At 70.7% G+C, this 23,609-nt stretch carries 23 protein-coding genes; 18 read left to right on the forward strand and 5 right to left on the reverse strand.

Translation table 11 applies throughout. The annotated features are described in order from the left end of the window. Positions 1 to 56: 56 nt before the first annotated feature. The 7 genes from ACFVT5_RS08040 to ACFVT5_RS08070 all read left to right on the forward strand — a co-directional run bounded on the left by ACFVT5_RS08040 (position 57) and on the right by ACFVT5_RS08070 (position 7,155). Positions 57 to 380, forward strand: a complete 324-nt coding sequence (locus ACFVT5_RS08040) for a hypothetical protein (protein WP_389882677.1) — start codon at positions 57 to 59, stop codon at positions 378 to 380. A 135-nt stretch (positions 381 to 515) separates the two neighbouring features. Then, on the forward strand, positions 516 to 1,814 hold the full coding sequence (locus ACFVT5_RS08045) for an amidohydrolase family protein (protein WP_389882679.1): 1,299 nt from the start codon (positions 516 to 518) through the stop codon (positions 1,812 to 1,814). A 137-nt stretch (positions 1,815 to 1,951) separates the two neighbouring features. Next, positions 1,952 to 2,719: an SDR family NAD(P)-dependent oxidoreductase gene (locus ACFVT5_RS08050; protein WP_389882681.1), complete on the forward strand. Its 768-nt coding sequence runs from the start codon at positions 1,952 to 1,954 to the stop codon at positions 2,717 to 2,719. Further along, positions 2,719 to 3,999: a CaiB/BaiF CoA transferase family protein gene (locus tag ACFVT5_RS08055; RefSeq protein ID WP_389882683.1), complete on the forward strand. Its 1,281-nt coding sequence runs from the start codon at positions 2,719 to 2,721 to the stop codon at positions 3,997 to 3,999. Before ACFVT5_RS08050 ends, ACFVT5_RS08055 begins: the two co-directional genes overlap by 1 nt. Next, complete coding sequence (locus ACFVT5_RS08060; RefSeq protein ID WP_389882685.1) at positions 3,996 to 4,838, forward strand: enoyl-CoA hydratase/isomerase family protein; 843 nt, start codon at positions 3,996 to 3,998, stop codon at positions 4,836 to 4,838. Before ACFVT5_RS08055 ends, ACFVT5_RS08060 begins: the two co-directional genes overlap by 4 nt. Beyond that, positions 4,831 to 5,976, forward strand: a complete 1,146-nt coding sequence (locus ACFVT5_RS08065) for a thiolase family protein (protein ID WP_389882687.1) — start codon at positions 4,831 to 4,833, stop codon at positions 5,974 to 5,976. Before ACFVT5_RS08060 ends, ACFVT5_RS08065 begins: the two co-directional genes overlap by 8 nt. Before the next feature lie 30 nt (positions 5,977 to 6,006). Further along, positions 6,007 to 7,155, forward strand: coding sequence for an acyl-CoA dehydrogenase family protein (locus ACFVT5_RS08070; RefSeq protein ID WP_389882691.1), 1,149 nt, complete (start codon positions 6,007 to 6,009; stop codon positions 7,153 to 7,155). Between the two features lie 49 nt (positions 7,156 to 7,204). On the opposite strand, the gene ACFVT5_RS08075 is transcribed toward ACFVT5_RS08070, so the two are convergent. The 5 genes from ACFVT5_RS08075 to ACFVT5_RS08095 all read right to left on the reverse strand — a co-directional run bounded on the left by ACFVT5_RS08075 (position 7,205) and on the right by ACFVT5_RS08095 (position 12,912). Continuing rightward, positions 7,205 to 8,416, reverse strand: a complete 1,212-nt coding sequence (locus ACFVT5_RS08075) for a CaiB/BaiF CoA transferase family protein (protein WP_389882693.1) — start codon at positions 8,414 to 8,416, stop codon at positions 7,205 to 7,207. Next, positions 8,413 to 9,900 (reverse strand): aldehyde dehydrogenase family protein, encoded by a 1,488-nt coding sequence (locus tag ACFVT5_RS08080; protein WP_389882695.1) that lies wholly within the window; start codon positions 9,898 to 9,900, stop codon positions 8,413 to 8,415. Before ACFVT5_RS08080 ends, ACFVT5_RS08075 begins: the two co-directional genes overlap by 4 nt. A 113-nt stretch (positions 9,901 to 10,013) precedes the next feature. Beyond that, on the reverse strand, positions 10,014 to 10,778 hold the full coding sequence (locus ACFVT5_RS08085; RefSeq protein ID WP_389882697.1) for an SDR family NAD(P)-dependent oxidoreductase: 765 nt from the start codon (positions 10,776 to 10,778) through the stop codon (positions 10,014 to 10,016). Positions 10,779 to 10,892: 114 nt separating this feature from the next. Continuing rightward, entirely contained in the window at positions 10,893 to 11,714 is an 822-nt protein-coding gene (locus ACFVT5_RS08090) for an NAD(P)-dependent oxidoreductase (protein ID WP_389882699.1), read from the reverse strand. Between the two features lie 130 nt (positions 11,715 to 11,844). Continuing rightward, entirely contained in the window at positions 11,845 to 12,912 is a 1,068-nt protein-coding gene (locus ACFVT5_RS08095; protein WP_389882701.1) for a dihydrodipicolinate reductase, read from the reverse strand. Between the two features lie 175 nt (positions 12,913 to 13,087). On the opposite strand from ACFVT5_RS08095, the gene ACFVT5_RS08100 reads away from it, so the two are divergent. The 11 genes from ACFVT5_RS08100 (at position 13,088) to ACFVT5_RS08150 (ending at position 23,604) form a co-directional block, all read left to right on the forward strand. Then, positions 13,088 to 13,849, forward strand: a complete 762-nt coding sequence (locus tag ACFVT5_RS08100; protein WP_389882703.1) for an SDR family oxidoreductase — start codon at positions 13,088 to 13,090, stop codon at positions 13,847 to 13,849. A 1-nt stretch (position 13,850) separates the two neighbouring features. Further along, positions 13,851 to 15,311 (forward strand): aldehyde dehydrogenase family protein, encoded by a 1,461-nt coding sequence (locus ACFVT5_RS08105; RefSeq protein ID WP_389882705.1) that lies wholly within the window; start codon positions 13,851 to 13,853, stop codon positions 15,309 to 15,311. 83 nt (positions 15,312 to 15,394) lie between these two features. Then, complete coding sequence (locus ACFVT5_RS08110; protein WP_389882707.1) at positions 15,395 to 15,778, forward strand: carboxymuconolactone decarboxylase family protein; 384 nt, start codon at positions 15,395 to 15,397, stop codon at positions 15,776 to 15,778. Next, positions 15,706 to 16,635: an NAD(P)-dependent oxidoreductase gene (locus ACFVT5_RS08115; protein WP_389883599.1), complete on the forward strand. Its 930-nt coding sequence runs from the start codon at positions 15,706 to 15,708 to the stop codon at positions 16,633 to 16,635. The genes ACFVT5_RS08110 and ACFVT5_RS08115 overlap by 73 nt, the downstream gene beginning before the upstream one ends. Then, on the forward strand, positions 16,632 to 17,285 hold the full coding sequence (locus ACFVT5_RS08120) for a carboxymuconolactone decarboxylase family protein (protein WP_389882709.1): 654 nt from the start codon (positions 16,632 to 16,634) through the stop codon (positions 17,283 to 17,285). Before ACFVT5_RS08115 ends, ACFVT5_RS08120 begins: the two co-directional genes overlap by 4 nt. A gap of 97 nt (positions 17,286 to 17,382) precedes the next feature. Continuing rightward, positions 17,383 to 18,669, forward strand: coding sequence for an SRPBCC family protein (locus tag ACFVT5_RS08125; RefSeq protein WP_389882711.1), 1,287 nt, complete (start codon positions 17,383 to 17,385; stop codon positions 18,667 to 18,669). A gap of 18 nt (positions 18,670 to 18,687) precedes the next feature. Next, on the forward strand, positions 18,688 to 19,017 hold the full coding sequence (locus ACFVT5_RS08130; RefSeq protein WP_389882713.1) for a hypothetical protein: 330 nt from the start codon (positions 18,688 to 18,690) through the stop codon (positions 19,015 to 19,017). A gap of 50 nt (positions 19,018 to 19,067) precedes the next feature. Then, positions 19,068 to 20,348 (forward strand): amidohydrolase family protein, encoded by a 1,281-nt coding sequence (locus ACFVT5_RS08135; protein WP_389882715.1) that lies wholly within the window; start codon positions 19,068 to 19,070, stop codon positions 20,346 to 20,348. A gap of 42 nt (positions 20,349 to 20,390) precedes the next feature. Continuing rightward, the gene (locus tag ACFVT5_RS08140; protein WP_389882717.1) at positions 20,391 to 21,383 is read left to right on the forward strand and encodes a TetR/AcrR family transcriptional regulator; all 993 of its coding nucleotides are present in this window, start codon (positions 20,391 to 20,393) and stop codon (positions 21,381 to 21,383) included. 380 nt (positions 21,384 to 21,763) lie between these two features. Then, positions 21,764 to 22,720, forward strand: coding sequence for an ABC transporter permease (locus tag ACFVT5_RS08145; protein ID WP_389882719.1), 957 nt, complete (start codon positions 21,764 to 21,766; stop codon positions 22,718 to 22,720). Continuing rightward, positions 22,717 to 23,604 carry an ABC transporter permease gene (locus tag ACFVT5_RS08150; protein ID WP_389882721.1) on the forward strand — a complete coding sequence of 296 codons (888 nt, stop codon included), beginning with the start codon at positions 22,717 to 22,719 and terminating at the stop codon, positions 23,602 to 23,604. Before ACFVT5_RS08145 ends, ACFVT5_RS08150 begins: the two co-directional genes overlap by 4 nt. The last annotated feature ends 5 nt before the right edge of the window (positions 23,605 to 23,609 follow it).

Below are 23,609 nucleotides of genomic sequence, written 5' to 3' on the forward strand. Positions count from 1 at the left end.
TGGTTGATTCCCGCTTTGGGAGAAGATAGTTTCCACCTGATGAGAGGGGAGTCGCCATGACGTCACCGGCCCAGAGCCTGCGTCCCGGTGTCCAACTGGCCAGCACCGTGTGCGGCACGAGAGTGGTCGTCGTCCGTGCTCCGGCCGCCGGACACCCGGACCTCACCTGCGGGGACGGACCGATGGTTCCCGCCACCTCCGCGGGACCCCCGCACGCGCCGGGCACCGCCCCCGGCTCCGGCACGCTCATCGGCAAACGCTATGTGAACGCCGACGGGACGCTTGAGCTGCTGTGCACCGCCTCCGGCTCGGGCTCGCTCCGCTGCGACGGCGTCCCGATGGACCTGAAGGCGGCCAAGCCGCTGCCCGCGTCCGACTGAACGCGTCCGAAATGAACGCGTCCGAAATGGCCGCGTCCGACCGTGCGTGAGCGCGACCGATCGCGACCGAGCGCGCTTGAGCGCGACCGAGCCCCACCGCGCCTGACGGCGTACGAGCCGAAGGAAAGGACCGACATGCACCGGGACGACATGATCCTGATCAGTGTCGACGACCACATCATCGAACCGCCCGACATGTTCGTGAACCACCTCCCGGAGAAGTACCGGGACGACGCGCCGCGGCTCGTGCACCGCGACGACGGCACCGACGTGTGGCAGTTCCGCGACACCGTCATCCCCAACGCGGCGCTCAACGCGGTGGCCGGCCGTCCCAAGGAGGAGTACGGCATGGAGCCGCAGGGGCTGGACGAGATCCGCCCCGGCTGCTACGACGTGCACGAACGGGTGAAGGACATGAACGCGGGCGGCATGCTCGCCTCGATGAACTTCCCCTCGTTCCCCGGCTTCGCGGCCCGCCTCTTCGCCACCGAGGACTCCGACTTCTCCCTCGCACTCGTACGGGCGTACAACGACTGGCACATCGACGAGTGGTGCGCGGCCTACCCCGGCCGCTTCATCCCCATGGCGCTCCCGGCGATCTGGGACGCCGAGCTGTGCGCCGCCGAGGTGCGCCGGGTGGCCGCCAAGGGGTGCCACTCGCTGACCTTCACCGAGAATCCGGCGGCGCTGGGCTACCCGAGCTTCCACGACCCGCACTGGAACCCGCTGTGGCGGGCGCTGTCCGACACCGACACCGTCCTGTCCGTCCACATCGGCTCATCCGGACGGCTGACGATCCCCGCGGTCGACTCGCCGCCGGACGTGATGATCACGCTCCAGCCGATGAACATCGTCTCGGCCGCCGCCGACCTGCTGTGGTCGCGGCCCGTGAAGGACTACCCCGACCTGAAGATCGCGCTGTCCGAGGGCGGCACCGGCTGGATCCCGTACTTCCTGGAGCGCGTCGACCGCACCTTCGAGATGCACGCGACCTGGACCCTCCAGGACTTCGGCGGCAAGCTGCCCAGCGAGGTGTTCCGCGAGCACTTCCTCACCTGCTTCATCAGCGACCCGCTCGGGATCCGTCTGCGGCACGACATCGGCATCGACAACATCTGCTGGGAGGCGGACTACCCGCACAGCGACTCGATGTGGCCGGGCGCGCCCGAGGAGTTGGGCGAGGTCATGGACCGGTGCCAGGTGCCGGACGACGACATCGACAAGATGACCCATGAGAACGCGATGCGCTGGTTCTCCTTCGACCCGTTCCGCTCCGTCCCGCGCGAGCAGGCCACCGTCGGGGCGCTGCGGCAGGCCGCCGCCGGGCACGACGTGAGCGTCCGGTCCCGCAGCCACCGCGTGGTGCAGCCGTCCGAGAAGCTGGAGGGCTACCGCTCCCGGGCCCGCGCCGCCGTGGCCGCCGCGTCGAAGTGACGCCCCGCCCGAAGTGATCTCGCGCCCGAAGTGACGTCGCGCCCCGAGTGACCCAGGGAAGACCGCCGTCCCCGGCCCGCGCGGCCGGGGACGGACGCCTGCGCGGCCCCGACCCACACCCACCCAGGAGGCAGGCCATGACGGATCACGCCGCCCCATTCGATCTCACAGGACGCTCGGCGCTGGTCACCGGCGCGGCCGGCGGTATCGGCTCCGCCGTGGCACGCGCACTGGCCCAGGCCGGTGCCGCCGTGCTCGTCACCGACCTGGACGGCTCGGCCGCCGAGAGCACCGCCGAGCGCATCCGTGCCGCCGGTGGCACGGCGGACAGTACGGGCCTCGACGTACGGGACCGGGCGGCGGCCGACGACGCGGCGGCCCGCGCGGCGGCCCTGACCGGCGGCAGGCTGCACGTCCTGGTGAACAACGCGGGCGTGACCGCGCCCGCGATGTTCGCCGACCTCAAGGACGACGACGTGCAGCGCCTCGTGGACATCCATCTGATGGGCGCCTTCCGCTGTGCGCAGGCCGCCCTGCCCTTCCTGCCCACGGACGGCACGGGCCGCATCATCAATGTCACCTCGTCCGCCGGACTCACCGGAACGCTCGGCCAGGTCAACTACTCCGCCGCCAAGGCCGGCATCCTCGGCCTGACGAAGTCGCTCGCCCGCGAGTTGGCGCGCCGGCAGATCACCGTCAACGCCCTCGCCCCCCTCGCCGCCACGCCCATGACGGAGACCATCCGCACCCACGAGAAGTTCGCGGCCCCCATGCTCGCCCGTATCCCCATGGGCCGCTGGGCCGAGCCCGAGGAGGTCGCCCCCGCCTTCGTCTTCCTCGCATCCGACGCCGCCTCGTTCGTCACCGGCCAGGTCCTGCCGGTGGACGGCGGCCTGGTGATGTGATGCCGAACCCCCGCCCTGCGGCGACGCCCGGCCCCCTTGAGGGCGTCACGGTGCTCGCCCTGGAACAGGCCGTCTCCGCGCCGCTGTGCACCCGGACACTCGGCGACCTCGGCGCCCGCGTCATCAAGGTGGAGAACCCGGACGGCGGTGACTTCGCCCGCCACTACGACGACGTGGTGAAGGGACAGGCCGCGCACTTCGTCTGGGTCAACCGGGGCAAGGAGTCCGTGACGATCGACCTCAAGACCGACGCGGGCCTCGACCTCCTGCACCGTCTCCTCGACCGCGCCGACGTCCTCGTCTCCAACCTCACCCCCGGCACCACGGCACGGCTCGGCATCGCACCCGACGACCTGACACACCGTCACCCGCACGTCATCCCCGTGGAGATCGACGGCTACGGCCGGGGCGGACCCCTGTCCCACAAACGCGCCTACGACCTGCTCGTCCAGGCCGAGTCGGGCGTCTGCTCGATCACCGGCCACCCGGGCGCCCCGGCCAAACCGGGACCCCCCGTCGCCGACGCCTGCACCGGCCTGTACGCGGCCATCTCCGTCCTGTCCCTGTTGTACGCGGCCGGGAAGGGCCGTCTCCCGGGCCCGGCGCCCTCGGTGGCGGTCAGCCTGTTCGACACCATGACGGAGCTGATGGGGTACGCGCTCACCTACACCCGGCACTCCGGCCTGGAACCGGACCCGATCGGCATGAGTTCCCCCGCCGTCGCCCCGTACGGCGCGTACCGCACCGCGGACGGGCAAACCGTCGTCCTCGGCACCACCAACGACCGTGAATGGCAGCGCCTGGCACGGGAGTTGATCGACCGCCCGGACCTCGCCGACGACGAGCGCTTCCGTACCAACCCCGGCCGCGTCGCCCACCGCGACCTGCTCGACGCGGCGATCGGCGCCTGGTGCGCGGGCCGCGATCTGGCGACCGTGCAGAGCCGCGCGGACGCGACGGGTATCGGCAACTCCCGCTTCAACACACCGAGTTACGTCAATGCCCACCCGCATCTCGCCGCCCGGGACCGGTGGCGCCCTGTGGAAACGCCGGCGGGTCCCGTGCCCGCGCTGCTGCCGCCTCCCGTCATCTCCGGGTTCGAGGCGCCGATGGGCGCGGTGCCTGGCCTCGGCCGGCACACCGACGCCGTACTCGCCGAACTCGGCCTCAGCACTGAGGAGATCGGCGCCCTGCGCGCCCAGGGAGCCATCGGCCCCGCGTACGAGGGATACGAGGCGTCCGAGGTGCACGACGTGCACGGCGAGGGAGGCACGTCGTGAGCGACGCGCCGACCCCCGTACTCCTGACCCACGACACCGATGACGGAGTGCGGACCCTCACCCTGAACCGGCCCCACCGCAAGAACGCGCTCGACCCCGCCCTGTGGGCCGCCCTCCGGGACGCCCTCGGTACGGCGGGTGAGGACCGCGATGTCCGCGTGCTCGTCCTGACGGGCGCGGGTGGCGCGTTCTGCTCGGGCGCCGATCTCTCCGGCGGCCGGTCCGGCGTGCACCCCCTGCACCGTATGCGCACCCTGACCGACATCGCGCTCCTGCTCCACGAACTCCCGGTCCCCACCGTCGCCAAGGTCACCGGCGTGGCCGTCGGCGCGGGCTGGAACCTCGCGCTCGGCTGCGACCTCGTGGTGGCCACACCGCAGGCCCGGTTCGCGCAGATCTTCGCGCGCCGCGGACTCTCCCTCGACCTCGGCGGCTCCTGGCTCCTACCGCGACTCGTCGGACTGCAACAGGCGAAACGCCTCGCCCTGCTCGCCGAGTCGATCGACGCCGAACAGGCCCGCGCCCTCGGCCTGGTGACCTGGGTCGTGCCCGAGCCGGAGATCGACGCCTTCGTCTCCGGTCTCGGCACCCGGCTGGCCGCCGGCCCGGAGATCGCCCTCGCCCAGACCAAGGCACTCCTGAACGAGGGCGCGAACCGCACCCTGCGCGAAGCGCTCGCGGGCGAGGCACGGGCCCAGTCGGTCAACTTCGCGACGGCGGACGCCGCCGAGGCGTACGCGGCCTTCGCCGAGCGGCGCGATCCCGTCTTCACCGGCCACTGGGCGGTGCCCGCGCCGGTGTCCCCCAACCGGCCCACGGAGGAAGTACGGCATGCGTGAAGCAGTGATCGCGGAAGCGGTCCGCACCCCCATCGGCAAACGGAACGGCGGCCTGTCCGCCCTGCACCCCGCCGACCTCTCCGCCGTCGTCCTGACCGCCCTCGCCGAACGGGGCGGAATCGACCCGGACGTCGTGGACGACGTGATCTGGGGCTGTGTCTCCCAGATCGGGGACCAGTCCGGCAACGTAGGACGCTACGCGGTGCTCGCCGCCGGCTGGCCCGAGAGCATTCCCGGGACCACGGTCAACCGGGCCTGCGGATCGAGCCAGCAGGCACTCGACTTCGCCGTGCAGGCGGTGCTCTCCGGGCAGATGGACGTGGTCGTCGCGGGCGGCGTCGAGGTCATGAGCCGCGTCCCGCTGGGCGCCGCGAAGGCCGGCGGGCAGCCGTACGGGCCCCGGGTCTTCGCGCGGTACGACGACTTCGACTTCAACCAGGGTGTGTCCGCCGAGAAGATCGCGCGGAAGTGGGGGCTGGACCGCGCCCAGGTGGACGCGTTCGCGGCGCGCTCCCATGAACGGGCCGCCGCCGCACAGGACCGGGGCGCCTTCGAGTCCCAGATCGTTCCCGTGACCGTGGACGGCGAGTCGGTGAGCGCCGACGAGGGGGTGCGGCGCGGCACCAGCGTCGAACGGCTCGCCACACTCAAGCCCTCCTTCCAAGCGGACGGTCTGATCCACGCGGGCAACGCCTCACAGATCTCCGACGGCGCCGCCGCCCTGCTCGTGACGACGCCCGACCGGGCCCGCGAACTGGGGCTCACCCCGCTGGTGCGGTACCGCGCCGGCGCCGTCGTCGGCTCCGACCCCGTCCTCATGCTCACCGGGCCCATTCCGGCGACCGGGAAAGTGCTGCGTACGGCAGGCGTCGGCCTCGCGGAGGTCGGTGTGTTCGAGGTGAACGAGGCGTTCGCGCCGGTCCCGCTCGCCTGGCTGGCCGAGACGGGCGCCGACCCGGAGCGCCTCAACCCGCTCGGCGGCGCCATCGCCCTCGGCCACCCGCTGGGCGCGTCCGGCGCGGTCCTGATGACCCGCGTGATCCACCACATGCGCGAGAACGGGATCCGCTACGGCCTCCAGACCATGTGCGAGGGCGGCGGCACCGCCAACGCCACGCTGGTCGAACTCGTCCCCTGACTCCCGTCCCGACTTCCGGAGGTCGGTCCCATGCGACGTGACATCTTCACCCCCGACCACGAGGCGTTCCGCGAACTGGTCCGCGACGTCGTGGCCAAGGAGGTCGTCCCGCACTACACCGAGTGGGAGCGGGCCGGCCGGCTGCCCCGCGAGACATTCCACCACCTCGGCTCGCTCGGCCTGCTGGGCATGGCGATTCCCGAGCAGTACGGGGGAGGGGGTGTCGCGGACTACCGCTACAACGTCGTGCTCCAGGAGGAGGCGGCCCGCGCCCTGGTCACCCTCGGCACGGTACGCACCCAACTCGATGTGATCCTCCCGTACTTCCTCGCCTACGCCGACGCCGGACAGCGTGAGCGCTGGTTCCCCGGGCTCGCGTCCGGGCGGCTGCTGACCGCCATCGCGATGACCGAGCCCGGCACCGGATCCGACCTCGCGGGCATCCGTGCCACGGCCGAGCGCGACGGCGAGAACTACGTACTCAACGGTGCCAAGACGTTCATCACCGGAGGGCTCCTCGCCGATCTCGTCATCGTCGTCGCCCGTACCTCCACCGAACCCGACGACCGACGTGCGGGCCTGACCCTGCTCGTGGTCGAGGACGGCATGCCCGGATTCACCCGTGGCCGGGTCCTGGAGAAAATGGGCATCAAGGCCCAGGACACCGTCGAGTTGGCCTTCGACCAGGTCCGCGTACCCGTCGCGAACCGCCTGGGCGAGGAGGGCGCGGCCTTCGGCTATCTCGGGCACAACCTTCCGCAGGAGCGGCTGACCGTGGCGGTCGGCTCGGTCGCCCAGGCGCGGGCCGCGCTCGACGCGACCGTCGCGTACGTCAAGGAGCGCACGGTGTTCGGGAAGCCGGTCGCGTCCTTCCAGAACACGAAGTTCGAACTCGCCTCCGTGGCCACGGAGGTGGAGGCCGCGCAGGCCATGCTCGACCGGGCCGTACTCGCCCTGATCGACGGTGAACTGTCCGGCGCGGACGCGGCGAAGACCAAACTCTTCTGCACCGAGGTCCAGGCACGCGCCGTCGACCGCTGTCTCCAACTCTTCGGCGGATACGGGTACATGCAGGAGTACGCCATCGCGCGGCTGTACACCGATGCGAGGATCACGCGTATCTACGGGGGCACGAGTGAGGTGATGAAGGTCATCGTGGCCAAGTCGCTGGGACTGTGAGGCGAGTCGGGACCGGCGCCTGTGCCGGTCCCGACGCCTGTCACGGTGCTCAGGTGATCGCCGACGCTTCCTTCAGCGCGATGATCCGCTCCCAGTCCATGCCGAGTTCCAGGAGGATCTCCTCCGTCTGGGCGGCGAACTCAGGCGCCGGACCCAGCTCGGGTGCCGCGACGTCGAACTGCACGGGATTGGCGGCCAGTTCGAGTTCGCCGGCCTGTACCAGGTACTCGTTCGCCCGTACCTGAACGTCCTCGCCGACCTGGAGCGAGTCCTGCACCGGAGCCCAAGGACCGGCCAGGGTGCTGAAGCGTGCCGCCCAGTCCGCGAGCGTGCGGGTGGCGATGACCTCACGCAGCAGGGCCACCGCGTCCCCGGTGTGCGCGGCGATCTGCTCCGCCGTGGCGAAGCGCGGGTCGTCGGCCAGTTCGGGGCGGTCGATGTGACGGCACACATCGGCCCAGTACTTGGCGGGCTGCATCATCACCAACGACACATAGCGGCCGTCGGCCGTGCGGTACAGCCCCGTCAGCGGGTTGGTCGGTGACCCGTGGGCGCCCGGCGGGGCCATTACCCAGGGCTGCTTGAGGTGCAGGGACAGGGCGATACCGTGGCCCATCGCCCACACACCGCTGCCAAGGAGCGAGACATCGACCACTGATGTCTCCCCGGTGCGTTCGCGCTTGAGGAGCGCCGCCGCGACACCGCCGGCGAGGTTGGTGCCGGAGATGGTGTCCCCGTACGCGGGCACGGGCGCCGGGACGATCCCCTCCAGGCCGGTCGGGGTGATGCTGGCGGCGGTGGAGGCCCGCGCCCAGAAGGCGGTCATGTCGTAGCCGCCCTTGTCCGACTCCGGTCCGCGCGGGCCCAGGGCGCTGCCCCGCGCGTACACGATCCGCGGATTGACCGCGCGGATGTCGTCCACGTCGATGCCCAGTTTGCGCCGGGTGGCGGGCAGCAGGCTGGTGAGGAACACATCGGCGCCGGCGACGAGTTCGTGCAGCACGTCCTTGCCCTCGGGGTGCGCCATGTTCAGGCCGATGCTGCGCTTGCCCCGGTTGGCGTGCTCGATGTTCGGGTTGGGGTCGCCGTCCACCCGCATCCGTCCGGTCTGCCTCAGGCCGCGCTGCGGATCACCGGTCACCGCGTGCTCGACCTTGACGACGTCCGCGCCCCAGTCGGCGAGCACCGCGCCCGCCGACGGCACGAAACCGTACATGGCCACTTCGACGACGCGGATGCCTTCGAGTGGCCGGATGCTCACGCCACCACCCCGAACGTCTTGAGCTGCATGAACTCCTCAAGGCCCGCGACGCCCATCTCGCGGCCGATGCCGGACTGCCGGTAGCCGCCGAAGGGCGCGTCCGGGGCGAAGTAGTTGCCGCCGTTGATGCTGAACGTTCCGCTGCGGATGCGGCGCGCGAGGGCGATCGCCCGCTCGGTGTCATGGCTCTGGACGGCGCCGGACAGACCGTAGATGGAGTTGTTGGCGATCCGCACCGCGTCGTCGTCGCCCTCGTACGGAATAACGGCGAGGACCGGGCCGAAGACCTCTTCCTGGGCGATCTCGCTGTCCGGGTCGACGCCGCTCAGCAGCGTCGGCGTGTAGAAGAAGCCGGGGTCCACGCGCTCGCCGCCGGTCACCAGCTTCGCGCCCGCGGCGACGGCCCGCTGGACCATGCCGTCGACCTTGTCGCGCTGCCGCTCGCTGATCAGGGGCCCCATGTACGTCCGGGGGTCGGAGGGGTCGCCGTAGCGGACCTTGGCGAAGTTCGCCGCGACCTTCTCCACGATCTCGTCGTGGCGGTCGGCGGGCACCAGCAGCCGGGAGGTCAGGGCGCAGCCCTGCCCCGCGTTCACGCAGATCATGAACGCCGAGAACATCGCCGCGGTGTCGAAGTCGGCGTCGTCCAGGAGGATCATCGCCGACTTGCCGCCGAGTTCGAGGAAGACCCGTTTCACCGTCTCGCTCGCGGCGGCCATGATGCGGCGGCCGGTCGCGGTGGCGCCGGTGAAGGTGATCATGTCGACATCGCGGTGGGTCGTCAGGACCTCGCCCACGGCCGCGCCGGACGAGGTCAGGATGTTGACGACGCCGGCCGGGATGTCGGTGTGCTCGGCGATCAACTCGCCCAGGGCCAGGGTGATCAGCGGGGTGTCGGGCGCCGCCTTGAGTACGACGGTGCATCCGGCGGCGAGCGCGGGGGCGAGCTTGGCGAGCGCGAGCTGGTTGGGGTAGTTGTACGCGACGATCGCGGCGACTACTCCTCCGGCCTCCTTCTCCACCCACCGGCGGTGGCGCTGACCGCGGCTCTCGATCTCGCCCAGCTCCTCGGTCAGCGGGTGGGTCCTGAGCAGGTCCGCGTAGTAGCGGACGATCCCGATCGGGTCCTCCAACTGCGCGCCGTGGGTGAGTGAGCGGGCCGCGCCGACGTCCGCGATCGTCAGCTCGCGCAGCTCCTCCTTGTGCTCCACCAGGGCCGCGTGGAGCTGGTCGAGGCAGTGGACGCGGAACTCCCGGTCGGTGGCCCAGGTCGTGGTGTCGAACGCGCGGCGCGCGGCGGCGACGGCGGCCTCGGCGTCACTGACCGTGGCGTCCGGGGCGCGGCCGAGCAGTTCACCCGTCGCTGGGTTCAGGGAGTCGTAGGACTCATGTGCCGTCACCAGCTGTCCGTCGATCAGCATGCGCCGCTCGGTGTGCGGCGCGGCAGCCTCCGGCCCGGTCGGCTCATTCCCCTTGACAGGCATCCCGCCTCCAACGTCATGGATGAAAGTTACATGCTCCGGAAATTGCATTCTCCGAATGTGGAAATCATACCTGCGGTCTACAAGAACTCCAGGGGCCGGACAGGATTTCGGGATCACACCTTGCGGGTGATGCCGCCGTCCACGCGGATGACCGCACCGGTCGTGAAGCTCGACGCCGCGCTCGCCAGGTGGACGGCCAGCGGGCCGATCTCCTCGGGGCGCCCGAGTCGCCCCAGCGGCACGAACGGGGCGTCGTCCGGGTCTGTCACCCACCCCTTTGCGGCGCCGGTGCGGAACGGTCCCGGCAGAATCGCGTTGACGCGCACGGTCGGGGCGTAGGCGTCGGCGAGGCCCACCGTGAGGGCGTTGAGGCCCGACTTGGCGCAGGCGTAGGGGAGTTCGTTGACGCTCGCCATCAGGGAGCCGGCCGTGCCGATGTTGACGATCGAGCCCCCGTCGTGGTCCCGCATGTACGTGGCCGCCAGGACCGCCAGGCGGAAGGGGCCCTTGAGGTTCACGGCGAGGGTCTTGTCGTACAGCTCCTCGGTGATGGCGTCGAGACTCGGATACAGCGGGGACATCCCGGCGTTGTTGACCAGGACGTCGAGCCGCCCGAACCGGTCCACCGCATCGGCGATCAGCCGGTCGCAGTCGTCCCAGTGGCCGACATGGCAGGCGAGGCCGACGGCCCGCCGACCGGTCGACGACGCCACCTCGGCCGCGGCGGCCTCGCAGGCGTCCGCCTTGCGGGAGGCGATGACGACATCGGCACCGGCCTCGGCCAGAGCTTGCGCGATCGCCCGGCCGATGCCGCGGGATCCACCGGTGACCACGGCCACCTTGCCGGTCAGGTCATGGAGTGCGGCGAAGGAGTCCATGGGGGCGATGCTGACACGCGAAAACGACGATAGGCAAGATAGAGAACGTCATTCGCAACACCTGGCCGTCCTTTGCCCGGTGGTCCGGTGGTCCGGTGACGCGGTCGCGTGTCTTCAGCGCTGATGGTCCATGAGCCGCAGTGCCGCGTCCGCGGCCTGCAGCACGCTTCCCGGCTCCGCCCCCGCGGCCCCGGCCAGTTGGGCGAGCAGCCCGACGTCCTTGCGCAGCAGCGGGCCCGCGTTCTGAGCCATCGCGTCCAGGTCGCCCCCCGCCGCGGCGACACGGGCGAGCGCGAAGCTGGAACCGCTGCCGCGGCGGACGACCTCGGCGAGGCGCTTCGGATCGAGACCCAGACTCCGGCCGAGCGAGAGTGTGTCGGCGGCGGTCGCCAGGTTGGCGGTGAACAGCAGGTTGTTGAGGAGCTTGGCCACCTGCCCGGACCCCAGCGGGCCGACGTGCACGACGGGGTCGCCGAAGGTCTCGAAGACGGGACGGCAGTAGTCGACCGTGCCGCCTTCACCGCCCGCCATCACCAGGAGGCGGCCCTGTGCAGCGGCGGGCGCGCCGCCGCTGACGGGCGCGTCGACCACCTGGACGCCATGCGCCCGCGCGCGGTCGGCGAGGCGGTGGACGGTGTCGGGGTGGACCGTGCTGTGCACGGCGATCACCCCGCCGCCGCGCAGCCCCGCCAGCACTCCGTCATCGCCCAGAACGACCCCTTCGACATCGGCGTCGTCCACGACGCAGACACACACCAGGTCGCAGGCCGACGCCAGTTCGGCGGGCGTGGCGGCGGTTTTCGCGGGGGTGTCCGCGAAGGGGGCGAGGGTGGCCGAGCGGCGGGCCCACAGGGTCGTGGCGTGGCCGGCGTCGATGACACGGCGCGCCATGGGGGCGCCCTGACTGCCCAGACCGATGAATCCGACGTGTGTCATGGAGCCTCCAGATGAGAACGGGGGGTGGTGCGCGGGGTGATGGCCGAGCCCGTAAGTCAGCGGGCCGAGCCAGCAGGTCAACAGGCCGAGCCCGCGAGTCAACAGGCCGAGCCCACAGGCAAGGTGGGCCTCAGTCGAGCCGCGCCACGATCTGCGGAAGGTCGGCCGTCGTGCGGATGCCCGGGGGAGCGGCGCAGACGAAGGGCACGGCGTTGACGGCGCGGTTCGCCGTGTACGCGGGTGCCACGGAGGCCATCTCCGTGAGCGGGACGGGCAGGCGCATGGCGATGTCGAGCGGCGCGTCGCCGTCGACGGTGATGTGCCAGCCGGTGGGGTGCGGGTCCCAGGCGGGTTCGAGGTCGGTGGTGCAGTAGTGCACGGCGCGGAAACGCAGAATGGTGCGGCCCTCGCGCAGACCCGTCACCGTCGTGCGCTGCGCGGCTACGGTGCCCGCCTCCAGGGTGCCGGCGGCGATGCGTACCGTGCGGCGCGCGGTGGCGACATCGCCGTGCGCCTCGACCGAGTCCAGCGGCATCGACAGCGCGGCGGCGAGCGCTTCCAGCGACGGGCCGAAGCTGGTCCGGCCGTGCGACAGGCGGCCTTCGTCGAAATCGCCGGGCGGGCGGCCGAACTTCATCACGTCGAAGAGCAGCCCCGGTGAGTCGCGGACCGACAGATCGGCGTACTCGTCGATGGTCAGGCCGTCGAGGCGTCGCTGGACGGAGGCGAGGACCAGCGGCACGGCCTCGCTGATGAAGCCGGGGCTGCTGCCGGTGCTGTGCAGCGAGGTGCCGCCCCGCGCGCACGCGGCCTCGACCCGTGCGCGTACGGCGGGATCGAGCCCCGCCGGGTGGTGGAACTCGCCCCGGGTCGTCACCACGTTCGCGCCCGACGCCAGCAGCAGGCACACCTCGTCCAGGTCGCAGGCGCGCGGCATGTACAGCACGCAGTCGGCGTCCAGGGCCAGGACCTCGGTCACGTCCCGGGTCGCGACCACCCCCACCGGACCGCCAAGGCCGCACAGTTCGCCCGCGTCGCGCCCCGCCTTCCCGGTGTTGTGGACATAGGTGCCGACCAGCTCCAGGTTCGGGTGCTCGACCACGGCGCGCAGGGCACGGGAGCCGATGTTCCCGGTGGCCCACTGGACGACTCTGTACGGGTGCGGATCGTGCGTACGGCGGTCGGCGGCGCTGGTCACGATGGCGGCCCCTTTGTGTGTCGGCGTCCCGTGTCGGTTTCTCGGTCGGAGTGCGACTCATTGCTCTCCGGGTCAGAGAATCGTATTCTCATTGCGGGATATCGCCAATACCGTCCCGGCGGCCGTCCCACCCACCTGACAGAAGGCAGTGACCGACAGAAGACAGGGGGCACACGTGGATCCGGCAACGCAGCACAAGGTCGCCGTCGTCACGGGCGCGGCGTCGGGCATCGGCCTGGCCGTCGCCCGGCGGCTGGCCCGCGACGGGGCGCACGTGGCCGTCCTGGATCTGAACGCCGACGCCGCCGAGACGGCCGCCGCCAAGATCCGGGCCGACGGCGGTACGGCGACGGCGGCACAGGCCGACGTGTCCGACCGCGAGAGCGTCGACCGCGCCTACGCGGAGGTACGCGCCCGGTTCGGCCCCCTCGCGATCCTCGTCCACTCCGCCGGGATCGAGGGCTTCGACCGCTTCTCCACGATCACGACCGAGCGGTGGAACCGCGTGGTCGCCGTCAATCTCACCGGTACCTTCCACTGCTGCCAGGCGGCCGTGGAGGACATGATCGAGGCGGGCTGGGGCCGGATCGTCACCATCTCCTCGTCCAGCGCCCAGAGCGGTCAGCCCTTCATGACGCACTACGTGGCGTCCAAGGCGGGCGTAATCGGCCTGACCAAGGCGCTGGCGCTGGAACTCGGACCGAGCGGCATCACCGTCAACACGATTCCGCCCGGCTTCATCGACACCCCGATGACACGGCGCAGCGAGGAGCGGGGACTGCTCGGCGGCAGCGTCGACCACCACGCGTCCCTCACCCCCGTGCGGCGCGCGGGCCTGCCCGAGGACATCGCGGCGGCCTGCGCGTTCCTTGTCAGCGAGGAGGCGGGCTATGTCACGGGACAGGTCTTCGGGGTCAACGGCGGGCGGAACACCTGACATGGCGGAACGAAAGGCCGGGGTGACGGGCCGTCATGACCAGGGCCGTCACCGGCACTGGATCGACGGCAAGCCGGTGGAACCCGCGAGCGGCGACTACCTTCCGACCGTCGACCCCACCACCCGCGAGCCGGGCGACACGATGGCCGCCGGTTCCGCCCCCGATGTGGACCGGGCCGTCGACGCCGCTGCCGCCGCGTACCCCGACTGGGCCGGGCGCCCCGCCGCCGAACGCTCCGATGTGCTGCACCGCGTCGCGGACGCCGTCGCGGCACACGCCGGCGAGCTGATGGAGCTGGAGCGGGCCTGTACCGGCAAGGTCCCCGCCCAACTCCGCCTGGAGGCCGACATGTCGGCCGCCTACTTCCGGTACTACGCCGGAGTGCTGCGCGCCCACCACGGCCGCACCATCGACCACGGCGCGGGCGCCCTCACGTACACCAGGCTCGAACCGTACGGCGTCGTCGCGGCGATCACGCCCTGGAACCTGCCCCTGAACCAGGCGTGCCGCGCCATCGCCCCCGCACTCGCCGTCGGCAACGCGGTCGTGGCCAAGCCCTCGGAGCTGACCTCGGCGTCGACGGTGCGCCTGGCCGCGCTGGCCACGGACGCGGGCCTGCCGGACGGCCTCCTGAACGTGGTCACCGGCACCGGACCCGACGTCGGCACACCGCTGGCCGGCCACCCCGCCGTGCGGAGGATCGCGTTCACCGGATCGGTCGCCACCGGCAGACACCTGGCGGCGATCGCGGCCGACCGGCTTGTCCCGCTGACCCTGGAACTCGGCGGCAAGTCGCCGCTCGTGGTGTTCGCGGACGCCGACCTGGACCGGGCCGTCGCCGCCGCGGTGAGCGCGGTGACCGCGAACGCCGGACAGGTCTGCTCGGCCACCACCCGCCTGCTCGTCGAGTCGTCCGTACACGACGAGGTGGTGGCACGCGTGGCCGAGGCCGTCGAACGCCTGGTACCCGGCCGGGACTTCGGCCCGATGATCACCGAAGCCCAGTACCGCAAGGTCCTCGACCACTTCGCGGACGCCCGTGCGGCGGGAGCGCTGCCGGTGACAGGCGGCTCGGCCTACGACAGCGGTCCCGCCGCGCGCGGCCTCTACATCCGGCCCACCGTCTACGCCGGAGTCCACCCGGACCTGCGGATCGCCCGCGAGGAGATCTTCGGCCCGGTCCTTGTCTCCCTGCCGTTCACCGACGAGGCGGACGCCCTGGCCCTGGCCGACGACACCGAGTACGGCCTCGTCGCCTCCGTGTGGAGCGGCGACACCGCACGCGGTCTGCGCCTCGCAGAGCGGATCGACGCGGGCCAAGTCGCCGTCAACGGGGGCCCATTGACCGTCGAGACACCGTTCGGCGGGTTCAAGCAGAGCGGTTACGGCAGGGAGAAGGGCCTCGAAGCGCTCCACGAGTACGCCCAGATCAAGACGGTCAGCGTCGCGCTGCGTCAGTGATCAACGCACAACAGTGATCACCGCCCAACAGTGAACATCGCACGACAGCGAACATCGCCCGACATCGGACAGACGGAGAACTCATGGGAGAGACCGACCAGTTGGAGGTCGCGCGGGCCATGCGCCGGGCCATACTCGGCGACGCCTACGTGGACGGCGTGACCGACGACTCGACGCCGATCGCGGCCGAGTTCCAGGACTTCCTCACCTCGATGGCCTGGGGTGCATGGGCGCGGGGCGGTGCCCTTAGCGTCCGGGACCGGAGCCTGCTGGTCCTGGCGATGACCGCGGCGATGGGCCGTATGGACGAGTTCCGCCTGCACCTGAGCGCCACACCGCGCACCGGCGTCACCGATGAGGAACTGGACGAACTGCTCTTCCAGATAGCCGGCTACTGCGGGGCGCCCGCCGGAGTGTCCGCCCGACGCGCACTGAAGGACATACGGGCCGCGAGGAAGGACGCATGACCATGGGCACGGTCGGATTCGTCGGGCTCGGCAACATGGGCGGCGCCCTCGCCGAGAACCTCGTACGGCGGGGACACCGTGTCGTGGCGTACGACGTGGCGGGCCCGGGGCGGCTGCCCGCGGGCGCGGCCCTGGCGGGCGACGTGGCCGAGGCGGCGCGCCGCGCCGATGTGATGGTGCTGAGCCTCCCGGACGGCGCGGCGTGCGAGCAGGTGGCGGGCGAGATCGTGGCCACCGGGGGCCGGCGGGCGGCACACGTCGTGGACACCTCGACGATCGGCGTCACCGCGGCGCGAGGCATCGCCGCGTTCCTCGCCAAGGAGGGCGTCGGATATGTCGACGCCCCGGTGTCGGGCGGTGTTGCCGGGGCCCGTGCCCGCACCCTCACCGTCATGTACGCGGGCTCCGACGACGACTGCGCGCGCGTCGAGCCGGTACTCGCCGGACTCAGCGACCACCGTCGCCGCGTCGGCGAACAGCCCGGTCTCGCCCAGGCGTTGAAGCTCGTCAACAACGTCCTGTCCGCGACCGCGCTCGCCGCGACCAGCGAGGCCGTCGCCTTCGGCCGGAGCCTGGGGCTCGACATGGAGACGATGCTGGAGGTCCTCAACACCTCCAGCGGCCGGTCGGCGGCGACCAGCGACAAGTTCCCCGAGCATGTCCTGACCGGCCGCTACGCCTCGGGATTCGCCAACTCGCTGATGGCGAAGGACGTACGTCTGTATCTGGAGGCGGTGACCGAGCACGGCGGCGCGGCTCGGATCGCCACCGTGACCCACTCGGTCTGGAAGCGCTTCGCCGACGCGGAACCGGGCGCCGACTTCACCCGCATCTATCCCCATGTGGAGGGCACATGACCTCGGCCGATCCCGCACCCCGGACCCGGACCCCGGCCGACCCCGTACCCGAGGCTCCTTGGGAGCAGGCGCCCCGCATCCCTCCGCTGCCCCCCGAGAAGTGGCCGAAGGAGATGACCGCCGTGCTCGCCGCCCTGCGGCCACCGAACCCCCGCCACCCCCTTCCCGGGCGCCGCCCGGACCGCCCCAGGGGGCTCAACGCGCTCGGCACGCTGGCCCGGCACCCCGCGCTGGCCGAGGCGTTCCACCGTTTCAACGGGCATGTCCTGTTCGCCACCACACTCTCCGTCCGCCAGCGGGAACTGCTCGTCCTGCGGGTGGCGTCGGTGCGCGGCGCCCTCTACGAGTGGGAGCAGCACGCCGTGCTCGCCGGTGACGCGGGGGTGACCCCAGAGGAGGTCGCCCGGGTCGCCGACGGCCCCGACGCGAGCGGCTGGGACCCCCTGGAGCGAGCCATGCTGTGCGCCGTGGACGAACTCCTCGCCCGTGCCCGGATCGCCGACGCCACCTGGGCGGTGCTCTCCACGGAGCTGGACGAACGGCAGCTCATGGACCTGGTGTTCACGGTCGGCGCGTACGACGCGCTCGCCATGGCCTTCAAGACCTTCGGTGTGGAGCTGGACGACGACCTCCTGCGGAAGAACCGGTGAGGAGAGCGAGCCGGTCGACCTGATGAGAACGCTCTTCTCTTTGTACGGAAACGCTGTTATCTTCGATCTGTCGGAACGAGCGTGAGGACGGATTCCCATGCCGCATTTCCCCAAGCCCGAAGCGGGTAGCTGGACCGAGCACTTCAAGATCGGTACCGAGCCGCTGTCGTTCGAGGACTCGGTGTCGCCCGAGTTCTACGAGCAGGAGCGCGAGGCGATCTTCCGCCGGACCTGGCTCAACGTCGGCCGGGTCGAGCAACTGCCCAAGAAGGGGAGCTACTTCACCAAGGAGCTGGACGCGGCGGGTGCCTCGGTGATCGTCGTGCGGGGCACGGACGGTGAGGTACGGGCCTTTCACAACGTGTGCCGGCACCGCGGCAACAAGCTGGTGTGGAACGACTTCCCGCGCGAGGAGACCAGCGGCACCTGCCGCCAGTTCACCTGCAAGTACCACGCCTGGCGCTACGACCTCGAAGGCAAGCTGGCCTTCGTCCAGCAGGAGGGCGAGTTCTTCGACCTCGACAAGTCCGACTACGGGCTCATGGGTGTCCAGGCGGAGGTCTGGGAGGGCTTCATCTTCGTCAACCTCGACCCGGACAACCGGACACCGCTGCGCGACTACCTCGGCAAGTTCGCCGCCGGCATCGAGGGCTATCCCTTCGACAAGCTGACCCAGGTGCACAAGTACCGCGCCGAGATCGGCAGCAACTGGAAGCTGTTCATCGACGCGTTCGCCGAGTTCTACCACGCACCGATCCTGCACAGCGGCCAGTACATGTCCGAAGAGGCCCGCAAGATGCAGAAGTACGGCTACGAGGCACTCTCGTACGACGTGGACGGCCCCCACGGGATGGTGTCGTCCTGGGGCGGTATCGCGCCCCCGCACGACCGGAAGATGGTCAAGCCGATCGAAGCGGCGCTGCACAGCGGCCTGTTCGGCCCCTGGGACGCCCCGGACATCGGCATGGCCACGGAGGACCTGCCGCCGGCCGTTAACCCGACCCGGGACCCGCGCTGGGGCATGGACTCCTTCGTGTTCTTCCCGAACTTCATGCTGCTGGTCTGGCGGCCCAACTGGATCCTCACCTACCACTACTGGCCGACCTCGTACAACACCCACATCTTCGAGGGCACGTGCTACTTCGTCCCGCCGAAGAACGCCTTCCAGCGCCTTCAGCAGGAACTCGCCGTCGTCTCCTTCAAGGAGTACGGCCTCCAGGACGGCAACACCCTCGAAGCGACGCAGACCATGCTGGAGTCACGGGCGGTGTCGGAGTTCCCGCTCAACGACCAGGAAGTCCTGCTGCGCCATCTCCACAACACCGCGTATCAGTACGTACGCGAGCACGAGCAGCGCAAGTCCCGTCCGCAGGCCGCTTCCTGACCCGAGGAGACACCGATCATGGCCGTCGTCTTTCCCCCGGAATTCGCCGCTCTCGAACCGTTCGCTGACTGGGCCGTTCCCACCGAGCGGGCCCGCTACGCCAAGCGCGTCGCCAGCACCATGGACGAACTCGACGCCTTCTACAACGTGGCGTTCCCTCTTCTGAAGTCCGGCAAGCCCTACCTCGAAAGCGTCGAGATGGACTCCATCTCGGAGCCGGACAAGCGGCTGCTGTGGCTGTTCTGCGCACTGGTGACTGTCGCCTTCCCGGTGGAGGCATGGCGCCAGCCCAAGGTGCCCGACACCGGCGCGTCCACGATCGACGCCATCGTCGAACCCGCCATCTGACTCGGGCGGCCCGCGCGGCCCTCGTAGCCCCCGTCGAAGGAGTACCGACTATGGCTCGTCCCCGCACCCCGCCGCCTCCCGTCCTGCTGCGCGCCGCCCGCATGCTCGACGTGGACAAGGGCGAGTACGTCACTCCGGGGGAGGTGCTGGTCGACGGGGAACGCATCGCCGGGATCGCGCCGGGCACCGTCCCGGAGAACACCGTCGTACGCGAACTCGGTGATGTCACGCTGCTGCCCGGTCTGATGGACATGGAGGTCAACCTCCTGCTCGGCGGCCCCGACCACGGCAGTCCCCTCAACGCCGTCCAGGACGACCCGGCCGTCCGTACCCTGCGCGCCGTCGCCAACGCGCGCCGTACCCTGCGCGCCGGATTCACCACCGTCCGCAATCTCGGTCTGTTCGTGCAGACCGGTGGCATTCTCCTCGACGTGGCCCTCATGAAGGCGATCGACCACGGCTGGATCGAGGGTCCCCGGATCGTCCCGGCCGGTCATGCCATCACGCCCACCGGCGGTCATCTCGACCCCACCATGTTCCAGGCGTTCGCCCCGCACATCATGAACCTGACGGTGGAGGAGGGCATCGCCAACGGCGTGGACGAGGTGCGCAAGGCGGTCCGCCACCAGATCAAGCACGGCGCCCGCGTCATCAAGGTCTGCGCCTCCAACGGCGTCATGTCCCACACCGGTCCGGCCGGCGCCCAGCAGTACTCCGACGAGGAGTTGCGGGCCGTCGCCGACGAGGCGCACCGCGCCGGACTCAAGGTCGCCGCGCACTGCATGGGTGACCGGGCCGTCCGCGCGGCGCTCGACGCGGGCATCGACTGCATCGAGCACGGCTCCCTCGCGAGCGAGGAGACCCTTGACCTGATGGTGGAACGCGGCACCTTCCTCGTCGCGACCACCTATCTCACCGAGGGCATGGACACCTCGCACGCCGCCCCCGAACTCCAGGCCAAGGCCGCAGACGTCTTCCCGCGCTCCCGGGCCACGATCACCCAGGCCATCGAGCGCGGCGTACGTATCGCCTGCGGCACCGACGCGCCCGCCGTCCCGCACGGCCGGGGCGCCAGGGAACTGGGCGCGCTGGTCGACCGGGGGATGACACCTCTTCAGGCGATCCGGGCCGCCACCGTCGTCGCCGCCGAACTGATCGACGCCGACGACCGGGGCCGCATCCAACCCGGCCTGTTCGCCGACATCGTGGCCGTCCCCGGCGACCCCCTCGCGGACATCGGCGTGACCGCGGACATCCGTTTCGTCATGAAGGGCGGACGAGTGTACCGCGACGAGAACACCGTTATTGGTCAAGGGTCGGTAAGCAAATGAAGTAAGAGAGGTGCGGTTCCTACTGTGAGGTAGGCTGGCGACATGACCATGAACGACCCGGTGCCGGGCGGCGTCGCCGCTGAGACGGGCACCACCTGGCGCGAGATGGCCGTGGCGCGATCCGTCGACCCCGCGCGGCTGCGGGCCGAGAAGCGCGTGCAGCGCTTCCTCGACGCGGCACTCGAACTCATCAGCGGGGACTCCGGCAAGGACTTCACCGTCCAGGAAGTGGTCAAGCAGTCCGGCCAGTCCCTGCGCAGCTTCTACCAGTACTTCGCCGGGAAGCACGAGCTGTTGCTCGCGCTGTTCGAGGAGTCGGTGAACTCCACCGCCCAGCGTCTGCGCGACTGGACCGGCCAGGAGGACGAACCGCTGGAGCGGCTGCACCGCTTCACCGTCGAGTACTACCGGCTGTGCCGTACGACGCCCAAGGACAGCAAGGCCCGCAGGGCCGCCACGCTCGGCATGGCGGAGTTCGCCCAGCAGTTGCTGACCGAGCATCCGAAGGAGGCCGCGCGGGCTTTCGTCCCGCTCACCTCGCTGCTCGTGGAGATCCTGGACGAGACGGCGGCGGCCGGCGGCATCCGGGAGGGCCTCGACCACCGCAGGGTCGCGGGCACGGTGCTCCAGGCCACGATGTTCAGCTCCTTCTCGGTCACCATCGGCGGTCTGCCCGTGGACGACGACCTGACCGCCGAGGCGGAAGCCCTCTGGGAGCTGCTTCTGCACGGCATGGCACCCGAGGTGTCCGGGCGACCGGACAAGGCGGTGGCGAAGACCGCGGCCAGGAGTGCGACCAAGGCGCCGGCGAAGTCGCCGGTCAGCGCGTCGGCGAAGACACCGGCGAAGGCGGCCACCAAGGCTCCGGCGAAGGCCGCCAAGACCCCGACCAGGGCCGTTCGCAAGACCGCGCCCAAGACGGCGACCAAGACGCCGACCGAGACCGTGGCCACGACGGCGACCAAGACCGCGGCGAAGGCCGCCCCGGCCAAGAAGACGGCGGCGAAGCGCGCCACCAAACGCACCGCCGGCTGACCACCACCGACTCACGCGGCCCCGCACCGACAGCGACATGTCGGTGCGGGGCTTCTTCATGACTGTACTTCTTTCGGCCGTGCACTGGTATTGGCCCTATACCCACGGGAGAGTATGGTTCTCATTCATGGGGAGTCGGCGTTTCACCCGCCTCCTCGCCGCAACGCCGCTCGACGTGCCAGGACGGGCCGTCGCCCCGGCGACCGGCGCGACCACGGGTGATCCCTCCCGGTCGCACCACACCGCACCACCCATCTGCGCAGCACCCATCTCCGCGCCACGTTTCACCGTGCCACCTCTCTCCGCATCACCCTTCACCGCATCACCCTCCACTGCTCAGCACGGTCTTGGACTGGTCACCTGAGGAAGAAGCGAGTCGCATGGTGCTTTCTGTCGTGAGGCGTGTGGGCCGCAGCCTCCTGGTCGTCCTCCTCGTCACGATGGCCGTGACGCTGCTCCTGAGCCTCGCCCCGGGCTCGGTCGCCGAAGTCGTGCTCGGCCCGAGCTCCACCCCCGAATCCGTCGCGGCGATGGAGTCGAAACTGGGACTCGACCAACCGCTGTGGGCCCAGTACGGGGACTGGCTCGCCGGAGCCGTCCGCGGTGACCTCGGCGAATCACCGGTGACCGGGCAGCCCGTCGCCACGGCGATCGTCGAACGGCTGCCGGTCACTCTGGAGTTGGCGGCGCTCGCCCTGGTCCTCGCACTCGCGGTCGCGGTGCTCCTGGCGGTGGCGTCGGCGGGCCGTCCCGGTAGCCCGGCCGACCGTGCGATCAACGCGCTGTCGTCCGTCTTCCTCTCCGTGCCCGCCTTCATCGCGGGCCCGGTCCTCATCTACTTCTTCGCGGTCAAGGCGGGCTGGTTCCCGGTCACCGGCTGGGCGCGCGTCAGTGAGCAGGGGCTCGGCGCCAATCTGCGGGCCGCCGCACTGCCCGTTGTCGCGATCGCCCTGACCGAGGTCGCGTCCTTCCACCGGCTGCTCCGTACCGACCTGGTCGGCACCCTGCGGGAGGACTACGTCGAGGCGGCCCGCGCCAAGGGCCTGGGCCGCGGCTACGTCATGGTCCGCCACGCCCTGCGCCCGTCCTCGTTCTCCCTGGTCACGCTGGCGGGCCTGAGTCTGGGGCGGCTGATCGGCGGCACGGTCATCGTCGAGTCGCTGTTCGGGCTGCCCGGCCTCGGGCAGCTGATGGCGGCCTCGATCACCCAGCGCGACCTGGTGACGGTCCAGGGCACGGTCGTGTTCATCGCCGTCGTCTATGTCGTGGTCAACATGCTGGTCGACCTGAGCTACCAACTCATCGACCCGCGCGTCAGAAAGGCGGCTCGGGCATGACACAGTCGGTGACCGACGCCACCCCCGTGGCCAACGACACGGCGGACCCGGCCGTCCCGAAGGTCCGCGCACCGCGATCCGTCGTGGTGTACCTGTCCTACGGCTGGCTCACCGTGGTGCTCGCGGCGGCGCTCCTCGCCGGTGTGCTGCCACTGGCTTCGTACTCCATACCGGTCGGACCGCCGCGCCAGGCACCGGAGTTCGGCTCGCTCGATCTGCTGCTCGGCACCGACAGCCAGGGCCGCTCCGTCCTGTCGCGCTGTGTGTACGGGGCTCAGGTCTCGCTCGTCGTGGGCGCCGCCGCGGGAGTCGTCGGAGCGGCGCTCGGCACCGTACTCGGCATGCCGGCAGGGTACTTCGGGCGTCGCTTCGACTCCGTGGTGCGTCTGGTGGCCGACACCATGCTCGCGTTTCCGCCGCTGATCCTGCTGCTCGCCCTCTCCTCGATCCTCACGCCCAGCGTCCGCACACTGCTCGCGGGCCTGACCCTGCTGATCATCCCGTCCTTCATCCGGCTCTCCCGGGCCACCACGCTGAGCTGGGTGGCCCGTGACTTCGTGCTCGCCGCCCGGAACATGGGCGCGGGCCACCGCCGCGTACTCACACGGGAGTTGCTGCCCAATGTGCTGCCCACGCTCGGCGCGTATCTGCCCGTCGTGATGGCCGCGCTGATCGTCGCCGAAGGCTCCCTGAGCTTCCTCGGCCTGGGCATCCCACCACCCCGCCCCAGCTGGGGCGGAATGATCGCCGAGGGCAAGGACACCATCGCGGACTCCCCGCACATGGTCTTCGTACCCTCCCTGGTCATCTTCCTGACCGTCTTCGCGCTGAACCAGACCGGCGACCATCTGCGCCACCGGTTCGACCGCGCCCTGCGCGACTGATCGCC

Source organism: Streptomyces sp. NPDC058001 (assembly GCF_042886315.1).
Classification (GTDB): domain Bacteria; phylum Actinomycetota; class Actinomycetes; order Streptomycetales; family Streptomycetaceae; genus Streptomyces.

Bases quoted from the DNA above. Each gene is read 5' to 3' on its own strand.
- ACFVT5_RS08040 (WP_389882677.1), top strand. From the start codon at position 57: ATGACGTCACCGGCCCAGAGCCTGCGTCCCGGTGTCCAACTGGCCAGC.
- ACFVT5_RS08045 (WP_389882679.1), top strand. From the start codon at position 516: ATGCACCGGGACGACATGATCCTGATCAGTGTCGACGACCACATCATC.
- ACFVT5_RS08050 (WP_389882681.1), top strand. From the start codon at position 1,952: ATGACGGATCACGCCGCCCCATTCGATCTCACAGGACGCTCGGCGCTG.
- ACFVT5_RS08055 (WP_389882683.1), top strand. From the start codon at position 2,719: ATGCCGAACCCCCGCCCTGCGGCGACGCCCGGCCCCCTTGAGGGCGTC.
- ACFVT5_RS08065 (WP_389882687.1), top strand. From the start codon at position 4,831: ATGCGTGAAGCAGTGATCGCGGAAGCGGTCCGCACCCCCATCGGCAAA.
- ACFVT5_RS08070 (WP_389882691.1), top strand. From the start codon at position 6,007: ATGCGACGTGACATCTTCACCCCCGACCACGAGGCGTTCCGCGAACTG.
- ACFVT5_RS08080 (WP_389882695.1), bottom strand. From the start codon at position 9,900: ATGCCTGTCAAGGGGAATGAGCCGACCGGGCCGGAGGCTGCCGCGCCG.
- ACFVT5_RS08085 (WP_389882697.1), bottom strand. From the start codon at position 10,778: ATGGACTCCTTCGCCGCACTCCATGACCTGACCGGCAAGGTGGCCGTG.
- ACFVT5_RS08090 (WP_389882699.1), bottom strand. From the start codon at position 11,714: ATGACACACGTCGGATTCATCGGTCTGGGCAGTCAGGGCGCCCCCATG.
- ACFVT5_RS08105 (WP_389882705.1), top strand. From the start codon at position 13,851: ATGGCGGAACGAAAGGCCGGGGTGACGGGCCGTCATGACCAGGGCCGT.
- ACFVT5_RS08110 (WP_389882707.1), top strand. From the start codon at position 15,395: ATGGGAGAGACCGACCAGTTGGAGGTCGCGCGGGCCATGCGCCGGGCC.
- ACFVT5_RS08120 (WP_389882709.1), top strand. From the start codon at position 16,632: ATGACCTCGGCCGATCCCGCACCCCGGACCCGGACCCCGGCCGACCCC.
- ACFVT5_RS08125 (WP_389882711.1), top strand. From the start codon at position 17,383: ATGCCGCATTTCCCCAAGCCCGAAGCGGGTAGCTGGACCGAGCACTTC.
- ACFVT5_RS08130 (WP_389882713.1), top strand. From the start codon at position 18,688: ATGGCCGTCGTCTTTCCCCCGGAATTCGCCGCTCTCGAACCGTTCGCT.
- ACFVT5_RS08135 (WP_389882715.1), top strand. From the start codon at position 19,068: ATGGCTCGTCCCCGCACCCCGCCGCCTCCCGTCCTGCTGCGCGCCGCC.
- ACFVT5_RS08140 (WP_389882717.1), top strand. From the start codon at position 20,391: ATGACCATGAACGACCCGGTGCCGGGCGGCGTCGCCGCTGAGACGGGC.
- ACFVT5_RS08145 (WP_389882719.1), top strand. From the start codon at position 21,764: ATGGTGCTTTCTGTCGTGAGGCGTGTGGGCCGCAGCCTCCTGGTCGTC.
- ACFVT5_RS08150 (WP_389882721.1), top strand. From the start codon at position 22,717: ATGACACAGTCGGTGACCGACGCCACCCCCGTGGCCAACGACACGGCG.